The 12,185-nt window shown below is 57.8% G+C and carries 11 protein-coding genes; 6 read left to right on the top strand and 5 right to left on the bottom strand.

Annotated features, from left to right (window positions below; translation table 11 throughout):
- The first annotated feature begins 119 nt into the window (after nt 1-119).
- The 5 genes from bioD (at nt 120) to Q674_RS32290 (ending at nt 5,909) form a co-directional block, all read left to right on the top strand.
- Nucleotides 120-824, top strand: a complete 705-nt coding sequence (gene bioD / locus Q674_RS32310; RefSeq protein WP_011786198.1) for a dethiobiotin synthase — start codon at nt 120-122, stop codon at nt 822-824.
- Nucleotides 825-875: 51 nt separating this feature from the next.
- Nucleotides 876-1,121, top strand: coding sequence for a flagellar basal body rod C-terminal domain-containing protein (locus Q674_RS32305; RefSeq protein ID WP_011786197.1), 246 nt, complete (start codon nt 876-878; stop codon nt 1,119-1,121).
- Nucleotides 1,122-1,132: 11 nt separating this feature from the next.
- Nucleotides 1,133-1,849 (top strand): putative metalloprotease CJM1_0395 family protein, encoded by a 717-nt coding sequence (locus tag Q674_RS32300; protein ID WP_023009087.1) that lies wholly within the window; start codon nt 1,133-1,135, stop codon nt 1,847-1,849.
- Nucleotides 1,850-2,098: 249 nt separating this feature from the next.
- Nucleotides 2,099-3,898, top strand: a complete 1,800-nt coding sequence (locus Q674_RS32295) for an acyl-CoA dehydrogenase C-terminal domain-containing protein (protein WP_014422136.1) — start codon at nt 2,099-2,101, stop codon at nt 3,896-3,898.
- A gap of 220 nt (nt 3,899-4,118) precedes the next feature.
- Nucleotides 4,119-5,909: an acyl-CoA dehydrogenase C-terminal domain-containing protein gene (locus tag Q674_RS32290; protein ID WP_022991404.1), complete on the top strand. Its 1,791-nt coding sequence runs from the start codon at nt 4,119-4,121 to the stop codon at nt 5,907-5,909.
- A 201-nt stretch (nt 5,910-6,110) separates the two neighbouring features.
- Here the strand turns inward: Q674_RS32290 and Q674_RS32285 are convergent, their stop codons facing one another.
- The 5 genes from Q674_RS32285 to leuS all read right to left on the bottom strand — a co-directional run bounded on the left by Q674_RS32285 (nt 6,111) and on the right by leuS (nt 11,475).
- Nucleotides 6,111-6,746 carry an endonuclease gene (locus Q674_RS32285; RefSeq protein WP_022991403.1) on the bottom strand — a complete coding sequence of 212 codons (636 nt, stop codon included), beginning with the start codon at nt 6,744-6,746 and terminating at the stop codon, nt 6,111-6,113.
- Between the two features lie 189 nt (nt 6,747-6,935).
- Nucleotides 6,936-7,199: a hypothetical protein gene (locus tag Q674_RS32280; protein ID WP_014422133.1), complete on the bottom strand. Its 264-nt coding sequence runs from the start codon at nt 7,197-7,199 to the stop codon at nt 6,936-6,938.
- Between the two features lie 103 nt (nt 7,200-7,302).
- Nucleotides 7,303-8,316: a DNA polymerase III subunit delta gene (gene holA / locus Q674_RS32275; RefSeq protein WP_023009086.1), complete on the bottom strand. Its 1,014-nt coding sequence runs from the start codon at nt 8,314-8,316 to the stop codon at nt 7,303-7,305.
- Nucleotides 8,313-8,888: an LPS assembly lipoprotein LptE gene (gene lptE, locus Q674_RS32270; RefSeq protein WP_023009085.1), complete on the bottom strand. Its 576-nt coding sequence runs from the start codon at nt 8,886-8,888 to the stop codon at nt 8,313-8,315. The genes holA and lptE overlap by 4 nt, the downstream gene beginning before the upstream one ends.
- Before the next feature lies 1 nt (nt 8,889).
- A complete protein-coding gene (leuS, locus tag Q674_RS32265) occupies nt 8,890-11,475 on the bottom strand; it encodes a leucine--tRNA ligase (protein WP_031210193.1) in 2,586 nt (861 codons plus the stop codon).
- Nucleotides 11,476-11,626: 151 nt separating this feature from the next.
- Here leuS and Q674_RS32260 point away from each other — a divergent pair, with 151 nt between their 5' ends.
- Nucleotides 11,627-12,175, top strand: coding sequence for a zinc ribbon-containing protein (locus Q674_RS32260; RefSeq protein ID WP_022991399.1), 549 nt, complete (start codon nt 11,627-11,629; stop codon nt 12,173-12,175).
- The last annotated feature ends 10 nt before the right edge of the window (nt 12,176-12,185 follow it).

The following is a 12,185-nucleotide window of genomic DNA, read 5'->3' as shown; positions in this document are numbered from 1 at the left end:
CCTTCCAGGACTGTTGAGGGCCAAGGACGGCCCGAAACAAGCGCACATGGATGTGCTTGTAGCGTGTCCTGGAAGGAGAAGTGGCACCCTCGCTTGCGCCAAAAGTAGGAATATAAAGCATGGCGAAACATACTTTCTTCGTTACAGGCACCGACACCGGCGTCGGCAAAACCATCGTCTCCGCCGCCATTCTCGAGGCAGCCAAAGCCGCGGGCAAACGTACCCTGGCCATGAAGCCTATCGCTTCCGGCTGCGACCAGACACCTGAAGGCCTGAGAAACGAAGACGCCCTGATGTTGCAGGCCGCCATCACCGAAAAACTTCCGTACGACACCATCAACCCCATCGCCCTGGAACCAGCCATTGCCCCCCACGTAGCTGCCCAGCAGGCCGGAAAACAGGTCACCGCCCAGCGAATCGTCGGGTTTTGTCGTGGCATGCAGATCCGCCCCGCCGATCTTCTGCTGATCGAAGGCGCCGGTGGCTGGCGAGTACCACTCAATGATCGGGAAACCTACGCAGCGGTGCCGGGAGAGTTGAAACTGCCGGTGATACTGGTTGTGCCGCTGCAACTGGGCTGTATCAATCATGCCATGCTCAGCGCTGAAGCGATTCGCGCCGACGGATTGGTTGTTGCAGGCTGGGTAGGTAACCATCCCGAAGAACAGGTGATGAGTTGCGAACAGGATACCCTGAACTACCTGTCCACCCACCTCGGCGCCCCTTGCCTCGGTGTGCTTCCCTGGTTGGAAAATACCGATACCGCCGAGATGCCGGCGATCCTTTCTCGGTATCTGAATATCACACCACTGATTGAAAATTGACCAGAAATGTGAGTTAATCAGGTCAAAGGTTCGTCACAGGAATGGCTGCTCATGATCAACAACACACTTGCTATCGGGATTCAGGGTATCCAGGACGGCATGGTGGGCATGGAGAACGCGGCCCGGAAAATTGCCCGAGGTGGCGTTGACGGTCCTCAGGGCTCAGCGGAGGGCGCTGGAAATCTGGTGGAACCCATGATCGACCTGAAACTATACGAGCGCAGCGTCGAGGCCTCTGCTCAGGTCGTTAAAACCGCCGATGAAACGCTGGGTACCCTGCTGGATATTCGCGCCTGAGCCAGGTTTCTGTGAACGTATTCTCCTCAATCGCTCCCATCTTCTCCGGCTCTCCCACCGGTGCGTCCACGCCGGTCGCAGGCAGTGGCCGAACACCGGAGGCTTCCGGTGAAAAGCCTGCCAGTGGCGATACTTCATCAACCTCAAAATCGGTTGAGCAGTCTTCCGAAGGACGAAAATCCGACCAGTCTTCCGAATCACGCTCCGACGCGGGCGAGAATCCGCAAGGCCTGACCGATGAAGAGCTGAAGCAGCTGACTGACCTCAAAGCCCGGGACAGGGAAGTGCGTGCTCACGAGGCGGCGCATCAGGCTGCTGGTGGGCAGTACGCGGGTGCTATGTCGTTTACCTACCAGCGAGGGCCGGATGGCGCCCAGTATGCGGTAGGCGGTGAAGTTCCCATTGATGTTTCGCCGGTGGCGGGGGATCCTCAGGCCACCATTGAAAAAATGCGCGTGGTGCGGGCTGCTGCCATGGCGCCTGCCCAGCCCTCCGGTCAGGATCGCGCTGTTGCCGCCCAGGCCATGCAGACCATGTTGCAGGCACAGTCGGAGCTGGCGGCAGGTGAGGGCGAATCCCGGACGGCGGAAGCCTCTGCCCGTGTTGAGGGAAGCCAGGGTGATGCTCGCAGTGCCCGTTCCCGCGAGGCGGAAGAGAGCTACCGCAATGTCTCTGCCATGACAGGCGACTCCCGCTATTCCGAGTCTGTGACTTCCCTGTTCGCCTGATCGCTTCGTCTGGCCTTTCTCTTTGTCTTCCCGTTTTCTCCGGTCATTTCTGCCCTGAGAATTTGCTGATCGAACACAAAACCAACACAAATTTCAGTCAAGGCTATTGACAATTCTGTGCCTCAAAACGTATGTTTCAAACAAGTGTTTAATTAAGGCCGTGATGCGGTGCATCATGGTGTCTGAGCAAACCCGAGGCCATAAGCTGTAAACCCGTTTCAGCTGAGACCCAGAACCGAGGTGGATTCCATGCCTGAATACAAAGCGCCCCTGCGTGACATTAAATTCGTAATGAACGAGCTGCTGAACAGCGAGCAGCACTACGCCAATCTGGAAGGTGCCGAAGATGCAACTCCGGATATGGTTGATGCCATTATCCAGGAAGGTGCGAAATTCTGTGAGCAGGTACTGTCTCCGCTGAACCAGGTGGGTGACCAGGAGGGCTGTACCTGGAGCGAAGACGGCGTGAAAACCCCGACCGGCTTCAAAGAAGCGTACCAGCAGTACGTTGAAGGTGGCTGGCCGTCCATGACTGCCGATCCCAACTACGGTGGCCAGGGCCTGCCGCATTCCATTGGCCTGGTTATCAGCGAAATGGTTGGCACCTCTAACTGGTCCTGGGGTATGTACCCGGGCCTGAGCCACGGTGCCACCAACACGATCGAAGCCCACGGCACTGAAGAGCAGAAGCAGACCTACCTGACCAAGCTGATCAGCGGTGAGTGGACCGGTACCATGTGTCTGACCGAGCCGCATTGTGGTTCTGACCTGGGCACCCTGCGCACCAAGGCCGAGCCGAACGCTGATGGCAGCTACAGCATCACCGGTACCAAGATCTTCATCTCTGCCGGCGAGCACGACATGGCTGAGAACATCGTTCACATCGTACTGGCTCGTCTGCCGGGTGCTCCGGAAGGCACCAAGGGTATCTCCCTGTTTATCGTGCCCAAGCAGTTGCCGAACGAAGACGGTTCTGCCGGTGAGCGCAACGCGGTTTCCTGTGGCTCCCTGGAGCACAAGATGGGTATTCACGGTAACGCGACCTGTGTGATGAACTTCGACGGTGCCAAGGGCTGGCTGATCGGGCCGGAGAACAAAGGCCTGAACTGCATGTTCACGTTCATGAACACTGCCCGTATCGGTACTGCTATCCAGGGCCTGGGTTCTGCCGAGCTGGGCTTCCAGGGTTCCCTGGCCTACGCCAAGGAGCGTCTGGCTATGCGTTCCCTGAGCGGTCCGAAGAATCCGGACGGCATCGCTGACCCGATCATCGTGCACCCGGACGTACGCCGCATGCTGCTGACTCAGAAAGTTGTGGCCGAAGGCGCCCGTGCTCTGATCTACCTGGCTGGCCAGCAAGTGGACGTGGTTCACTCTGGCAAGACTGAGGAAGAGCGCAAGCACGCTGACGCGCTGCTGGGCTTCCTGACCCCGATCGCCAAGGCATTCCTGACCGAGATCGGTTACGAGTCTGCCAACCTGGGTATGCAGGTATTCGGTGGTCACGGCTTCATCACCGAGTGGGGCATGGAGCAGAACGTTCGTGATTCCCGCATCGGCATGATCTACGAGGGTACCACCGGTATCCAGGCGCTGGATCTGCTGGGCCGTAAGGTTCTGATGACCCAGGGTGAAGCTCTGAAAGTGTTCACCAAGCAGGTTCACGTCTTCTGCAAAGAGAACGCAGACAACGAGCAGCTGAAAGAATTCATCGAGCCGCTGGCTGCGATCAACAAGGAGTGGGGCGATCTGACCATGAAGGTTGGTATGACCGCCATGAAGAACCGCGAGGAAGTCGGTGCTGCTGCTGTGGACTACCTGATGTACTCCGGTTATGCGGTCTTCGCTTACCTGTGGGCCCGCATGGCCAAGGTAGCACTGGACAAGATGGCCGAAGGCACCTCTGAGGAGATGTTCTACAACGCCAAGGTTCAGTCTGCACGCTTCTACTTCAAGCGTCTGCTGCCGCGCACCCGGACTCACGCAGAAACCATGCTGGCCGGTGCAGACAGCCTGCTGGACATGCCGGAAGAAGCCTTCGCCATCTAAGGCGGGGTTGCTATCTGGTTGATGGCACAGAGAAAGCCCGTTCTCCCGCAGGAGGCGGGCTTTTTTCATGAGTTGCCGGCGTGTTTTGAGGTAGAATAGCGCGCCATAGAACAACAACCTTGTTTCGGACACATAGCCGAGCGGGTGGGCTCCGACCTCCAACAGAAGAGGCATCAACACCGCCCCCCAAGTGACTGACTGAATTTCTGGAGAGTTTTACATGGCTGATTATCAGGCACCCCTTCGTGACATGCGTTTCGTTCTGAACGAAGTGTTTGACGCACCCTCCCTGTGGGCGTCACTGCCAAAGATTGCAGAAAACGTAGATCCCGACACCGCTGACGCCATCCTTGAAGAAGCGGGCAAGATCACCAGCGGCGTGCTGGCGCCCCTGAACCGCGAAGCCGACGAACAGGGCTGTAAGTGGAACGAAGGCGAAGTTTCCACGCCGGAAGGGTTCAAAGAAGCCTACCAGACCATCGTGGAAGGTGGCTGGAATGGTCTGGGTGGTAACCCGGACTTCGGTGGTATGGGTATGCCCAAGACGCTGGTGGCCCAGTTTGAAGAAATGATGCAGGGCGCCAACATGGCCTTTGGTCTGGCTCCGATGCTGACCGCCGGCGCCTGCCTGGCCCTGGACGCCCACGGCAGCCAGGAGCTGAAAGAAAAGTACCTGCCGAACATGTACTCCGGCGTCTGGTCTGGTGCAATGGACCTGACTGAGCCTCACGCCGGAACCGATCTGGGTATTATCCGGACCAAAGCTGAACCGAACGACGACGGCTCCTTCAACATCACCGGCACCAAGATTTTCATCACTTGGGGCGAGCATGACATGGCGGAGAATATTATCCACCTGGTGCTGGCCAAACTGCCGGACGCGCCGAAAGGCCCGAAGGGTATTTCCCTGTTCCTGGTGCCCAAGTTCATGGTGAACGACGACGGTTCCCTGGGCGAGCGTAACCAGTTCAGCTGTGGTTCCATCGAGAAGAAGATGGGTATCAAAGGCTCCGCCACCTGCGTGATGAACTTTGATGGTGCCAAAGGCTGGCTGGTTGGTGAAGAAAACAAAGGCCTGGCCGCCATGTTCACCATGATGAACTATGAGCGCCTGGGTGTGGGCATCCAGGGCATTGGTGCCGCCGAAGCGTCCCTGCAGAGCGCCCGCGAATACGCCAACGAGCGTATCCAGAGCCGCGCGCCTACCGGTGCCCAGCAGCCTGAAAAGGCCGCTGACCCGATTCTGGTGCACCCGGACGTGCGCCGCATGCTGATGACCATGAAGAGCTACGTAGAGGGTGGTCGTGCCTTCTCTACCTACGTCGCCCAGTGGCTGGATATCTCCAAGTACTCCGACAACGACGAACAGCGCAAGCATGCCGAAGGCATGGTTGCCCTGCTGACGCCGGTCGCCAAGGCCTTCCTGACCGATCGTGGTCTGGACACCACCATCATCGGCCAGCAGGTCTTTGGTGGCCACGGTTTCATCCGCGAGTGGGGCCAGGAGCAGCTGGTACGTGACTGCCGCATCACCCAGATCTATGAGGGTACCAATGGCATCCAGGCCATGGACCTGATGGGTCGTAAAGTGGTGGGCAGCCAGGGCAAACTGTACGAACTGTTCGCCCAGGACGTTGCCGCCTTCATCGAAGCCAACAGCAGCGACGAAGCTTTGCGCCCCTACCTTGAGCCGCTGGCGGCCTCCCTGGAGCGCCTGTCAGACGTCACCGAACACGTGGTGAACCAGGCGGCTAACAACCCGGAAGCCATTGGTGCCGCTGCTGTCGATTATCTCGACATGTTCGGCTACACCGCTCTGGCGTATATGTGGGCCAAAGTGGTCAAAGCTGCTGCTCCGAAAGCCGAGAGCGATACCTCTGGCTTCTATACCGGTAAAGTCAAGACCGCTCGCTTCTACTTCGACCGCCTGTTGCCAAAGACCGTGTCTCTGGCCGAAGGCATTCGCAGTGGCAGCGACGCCATGATGGCGCCGGCTGCTAACGAAATCTGATCTGATTTCTGAAGCAGAAATGAAAAAAGCAGGCCTTGATGGCCTGCTTTTTTATGGATGCTATTTACTCAGGTTTGGGCCAGGAGGTGGGGTAGAGCTTTCCGAAACCTTGTGGAGCCAGGGATGGCGGAACAGAGCGTACATGGAAGTATTCACAGCGTGTTTCGGAAAGCTCTACCCCACCTCCTGGCTTGCGTCAATCTATAGACGTTCTATCAGCCCCGGATTCACCACAAACGGATTCTCATTGCCCTGAATTTCGGCAATCCGCTTATGCCGGCTCAACTCCCGGTCATCCGGGGGATCCAGTTTGCTCCAGCCTTTGAACACCGGCGTGGCCCCCAGCCAGGGCAGGCCATAAGTATCCACCATATAGGCCATGGTGCGGGCAACGTCACCTTTAACCCGCTCTGGCGGTTCAAAGAACTGGGCGCTTTCACGAATCCCGCAATCATCGGCGCCCGTGGTCTCGCCAAGATTCTCATACCGGGCGTTACGCCGCCGCATTTCAACCCGGGTTCGTACCGGTACCATGTTGTGAAGATCAGACGTAATTTGCCGATAGCGATTGTCCTGGCGGCACTGGGAGGTTGTTCCGCAGTCCAGGGCAGTGCGAATGTCGGCAAGTGGATAAACGTAGCCATCGGTCATGACAAAGCCCTTACCAGTGAAGGGAGTATCACAGAAGAACGACGAGCCGCCGTCGGCATACAGGTTGCTCCAGAATTCATTATCAATGACCGTTTGCGGGTCACTGAAACGGGTATTCTGGCCCACGACCATGCCGGCGGTAAGTGAGAAAGTCAGGGTGACGGAGAGTGCGATTATTTTTTTCATATGACCGTTATACCTCACAGCACGTGTCATACGCCGTGGCCAGCCAGACGACTGGTTGGTGGCAAAATGAACAGTTCGACGAAATTATGACGAACTGTTCAGTCTTTACTGTGAAGTATGGCACAGAGGCAGTGAGACAAAAGCCCCTGTTTACGGAGAGATGTGTTTATTTGTTAACCAGTTAACGCTTTATTTCAGTTTGTTACGGATGTTCTGGTATCCGGTTTTCAGATCCTCACCCAGCTTGCGAGCAGTTTCCCTCGCCTCATTGCTGGCATTCTCGGCATCATGGAAAATCTGATCCAGCTTTGACCGGAACCGATCCCAGTCCTGCTCCAGATCGTCCCATTCGTCTTTTACATCTTCCCTTGCAAGGTGCAACTGAACGCGCGCCTCGTCACGATATTGCTTGATCTTGTCGGACAGCTTGTTGAAATCGTCTTGCAGACTCATGGTATTTCTCCTTCCCTGATGAGTTGGGAGTTCTACAATGCGCCCGTACGTGAAAAAGTGTCAAGTCCCTGAGCGGGCCGGTGTTATCCCGCTTTGATTCAGATCAGCTGGCCCGCTTGCCGGCCAGAATAAGGGAGAGATCCCGGAGGTGATGCCAGGGGGAAAGATCATCGAAGCCCTTGGCAGCCCGATCAATCAGACTACAAAGGTTGATTGCCTGGTGTAACTCGGCCAGTGAAAGTCTTCGAGCCGCTTGCTGGACGGCGGACGAACGCTTTGGCTGGAAAACGCCGCGCTTTTTCAGAAAGCCCGCGGGGTTTTCTCCACCGGGCAAGGCGGTTTTAAGCTCAACAATAAGATGAAGGTCACGAACGAGCACAGTGAGTAGTCCAAGAGGATTTTCGCCCTCCTGCTCCAGCACCCCGATCATGCGGCCGGCATGAACCGCCTTGCCGGATAGCAGTTCCGTGACCAGTTCAAAGCCGTTGAACCTGGCACTATCCTGTACGGCCTGTTCCACCGTCTCTTCATCGATGGTTTTGCCGTTGGTGAGCAGCGTCAGACGGTCCAGCTCCTGGCTGGCGGCCAGCAGATTGCCCTCCAGGCGCTCTGCAAGAATACCGAGTGCTCCACGTGTCAGGCTGAGGCCTTTTGCGGTGGCCCGTTGCTGCAACCATCCGGGAAACTTGTCTCCCTCGACCGGCCAGAGCGGAACGTGCACGCCATGGCCCTGAAGTTCCTTGTACCATTTGCGCTTGGTTTCGGCGGCATCCAGTCTGGCGCTGATCAGCAATAGAATGACGTCTTCCGGCGGGGATTGCAGTACCTGCTCCAGAACCCGGCGGCCATCGCCAAGTTTGCCGGTGGGCAGATGAATCTCAATGCGACGTTTTTCAGCGAACAGGGACAGGGCGTTGCATTCGTCAGCAACCGTATTCCAGTCGAACTGATTGTCTGCGTGAAACGTGAGCCGGTCCAGATAGCCAGCTTCACGGGCGGCGGCGCGGATCTGGTCACAGCATTCCTGAACCAGCAGGGGTTCATCGCCGGAGATCAGGTAAACCGAAGCCAGGCCTTTCTTCAGAAGTTGCGGGAGTTGGCCGGGCTGGGTTTTCATGGTGATTCAGGCTCCTCACCATCGGCGGTGTGTTCCTGAACCAGGGCATCAATTCGTTGTCGGGACATAGGCGCCAGCCGGAAGATAACTTGTTGGGCAAGGCGACCGCCCAATTGTTGCCGCAATTCGTCTTCCTCGCGCTGTTTGGCGAGTACATTGGTCTCGTCGTAGCGGTAGGTTTCACTGGCGTTCAGGTCGGTGGTGGCAATCAGCGGGATCTGGTCTTTGGTCACCAGCTCCATGGCGACCGTGTGGCGCAGAATGTACTCAGCCGCCGCTGCCTGTGCGGTAATGGCTGAAGCCCGGCGGTCCTGGCGGTAGTCCGACAGGCGCAGCAGGTAGTCTGCCTGGCCCGGATTCCGCAGCTCGATGCCACCGAGCTCCAGCTGCTCACGCAGAGACTGGCAGAACTGTCCGGGCAGGGAGGACGGGCAGTCAATAGCCAGGGGTTGCAGGGCAGCCGGAACCGGGGAGCTGCCCCGTAACTGAAAGCCACAGCCGGTCAGGGTGAGCAGCGAGGCAAGCAGTGCCAGAAGGCCCAGCTTTTTCAGTTCAGGGACAGGGCAGGGCATCTTAGTTAGCCACCACGTTCACGAGTTTACCTGGCACAACGATCACTTTTCGTACGGTCTTGCCGTCGGTGAAACGCATGACGTTTTCGTTCTCCAGGGCAAGCTTCTCCAGATCTGTCTTGCCAATATCCGCCGGTACGTTCTCCTTGGCCCGGACCTTGCCGTTCACCTGCAGAACCACCTCGATTTCGCTACGAACCATCGCGCTTTCGTCGGCAACCGGCCAGGAGGCGTCGACCACCGTGTCGGAGTGGCCGAGGGCCTGCCACAGGTTGTGACAGATGTGCGGCACAATGGGGGAAAGCACCAGCACGGCGGTATCCAGGGCTTCCTGACGCACCGCGCGGGTTTGCGGCTCGTCATCGCTGAGCCTGCCCACTTCGTTGAGCAGTTCCATGACAGCCGCGATGGCGGTATTGAAGGTCAGGCGGCGGCTGATGTCATCGCTGACTTTGGCGATGGTTTCGTGGGTCTTGCGGCGCAGGTCTTTCTGAGCACCATTGAGGCTGGCAGGATCAACCGCCGGAGCTTCGCCACCGGCGGTATGCTCATTGACCATCCGCCACAGTCGTTTGAGGAAGCGATGGGCGCCCTCAACGCCGCTGTCGGACCACTCCAGCGACTGCTCAGGTGGTGCCGCAAACATCATGAACAACCGCACAGTGTCGGCACCGTGCTGATCGATGATGGCCTGGGGATCAATGCCGTTGTTCTTGGATTTGGACATTTTGGTAACGCCACCGATTTCCACAGGCTCGCCGTCCGATTTCAGCACCGCTCGCACTACCTGGCCCTTGCCATCGCGCTCAACCGTCACATCGGCCGGGTTGTACCAGGTTTTCCCGCCATTTGCTTCATTGCGGTAGTAGGTCTCGGCCAGAACCATGCCCTGGGTTAGCAGGCGCTTGAATGGCTCGGAACTGTTCACCAGACCAACGTCGCGCAGCAGCTTGTGGAAGAACCGGGCATACAGCAGGTGCAGAATCGCGTGCTCGATGCCGCCGATGTACTGGTCGACTGGCAGCCAGTAATTGGCGGCAGCCGGGTCCAGCATGCCCTTGTCGTAGTTCGGGCTGCAGAAACGGGCGTAATACCAGGAGGACTCCATGAAGGTATCGAAGGTATCGGTTTCCAGGGTGGCTGGCTGGCCGTTGTATTCGGTCTTGCACCACTCCGGGTCGGCCTTGATCGGCGACTGGACGCCGTCCATTTCAACGTCTTCGGGCAGACGAACCGGTAGCTGGTCATCCGGCACCGGCATCTCGGTGCCGTCCTCCAGCGTCATCATCGGGATGGGCGCACCCCAGTAGCGCTGCCGGGACACACCCCAGTCACGCAGACGGTAGTTCACGGTACGTTTGCCAATGCCCTGGGCTTCAAGGTAATCCGCGATTTCCTCAAACGCCTCTTCGCTGGTCAGGCCGCTGTATTTGCCGGAGGACACCAGAACGCCTTTCTCGGTGAAGGCCTGCTCCTGGATATCGATATCGCGGCTGTCGTTCGGTGCAATCACCTGTTTGATGGGCAGCTTGTACTTGACGGCAAACTCGTGATCCCGCTCATCATGGCCAGGAACCGCCATCAGGGCTCCGGTGCCGTAGTCCGTGAGTACAAAGTTGGCGACCCAGACCGGGATTTCTTCCTGGGTCAGCGGGTGAATGGCCTTGAAGCCGGTATCTATACCTTTCTTTTCCATGGTCGCCAGCTCGGCTTCGGCCACCTTGCTGTTACGGCACTGGTCGACAAACTCGGCCACATCGCGGTGGCGCTCGGCCGCCGCCTTGGCCAGAGGGTGCTCAGCGGCGACTGCCATGTAGCTGACGCCCATCAGCGTGTCCGGGCGGGTGGTGTAAACCGTCAGACCACCTTCCTGCTCTTTCAGCGGGAAGGTCAGCTCGGTCCCTACCGATTTGCCGATCCAGTTGCGCTGCATGGTCTTGACCTGCTCGGGCCAGCCCTCCATGTCTTCCAGATCGTTCAGCAGTTCTTCCGCGTAGTCGGTAATGCGGATGAACCACTGCGGAATCTTTTTCTGCTCGACCAGGGCACCGGAGCGCCAGCCCCGACCGTCAACCACCTGTTCGTTGGCCAGTACGGTCTGGTCAACCGGGTCCCAGTTCACGGTGGACATCTTCTTGTACACCAGGCCTTTCTCGTAGAGGCGGGCGAAGAACCACTGTTCCCAGCGGTAGTATTCCGGGTCGCAGGTGGCCAGTTCGCGGCTCCAGTCGTAGCCAAACCCCAGCTGCTTGAGCTGGTTCTTCATGTAATCAATGTTGGAGCGAGTCCACTTGGCCGGTGCAGACTTGTTGGCAATCGCGGCATTTTCGGCAGGCAGGCCGAAAGCGTCCCAGCCCATAGGCTGCATTACATTCTTGCCCTGCATACGCTGGTAGCGGGAAATCACGTCGCCGATGGTGTAGTTGCGGACGTGGCCCATATGCAGCTTGCCGCTGGGGTAGGGGAACATGGACAGGCAGTAGTACTTGGGCTTGCCCGGCTCTTCCTTGACCTTGAAGGTCTCGTTGGTTTCCCAGAAAGTGCGGGCGGTCTGTTCTACTTCACGTGGGTTGTATTGTTCGTCCATTCCTGCCATTGCCAAAAGTACCCTGTGTGAAAAGGATGTTCGAGAAAAGGCCGAACATTCTAACGCACACGCGGCTTAACAGGTAGTCTGCCAATTCTGCGGGTTTGTGCCAGACTGAGAGTATGGTGAAAGGTGCAGATAAGGAGCCCAAATGAGCGAGCCAGAACGCAGTCACCTCTCCGGAAAAGCCCTTGAGGTTTACGACCGAATGCTTGAGCGGGTACAGACACGCCTGCATGAGCTACAGGAAACGTCGTTGCAGACGCTGGAGGAAGAAGTTCAGAAAGCGATAGAAGTGGAATACGAGGTCGAGGAAATGACCCGGGAAGAAGCAGATCTGCTCGGGGCGTATCTTCAGCGGGATCTGGAGCACCTGTTGCATTTCGTGGAGGAGACCGGGGAAGGCCTGGGAGAATGGCTGCAACTGGATATCGCGTTACTGGAACACACCCTGGCAGACCGGCTTCTCTCGGTGGCCGATCAGACCCTGGTTGATACTCTGGAACTGAAGCAGAAGCTGGAGAATCAGGACGTCAGTCACTATATCTCCGGTGAAGTGGCCACGGCGGGTATGTTCCGGTGCATGAACTGCAGCCACATGCTTTGTCTGACCAAGACCAGCCACCTGCATCCCTGCGAGGCCTGCGGCTCCCATTACTTTGAGCGGGTAACCAGCCGCTGGCCACCGAAAGAAAGCTGAAGCCATCGCC

Origin of the sequence: Marinobacter sp. EVN1 (assembly GCF_000475375.1) — a bacterium.
Classification (GTDB): Bacteria; Pseudomonadota; Gammaproteobacteria; order Pseudomonadales; family Oleiphilaceae; genus Marinobacter; species Marinobacter nauticus.
Note: the sequence above shows the minus strand (reverse complement) of the source record. Positions and strands in the feature narration are given on the sequence as shown.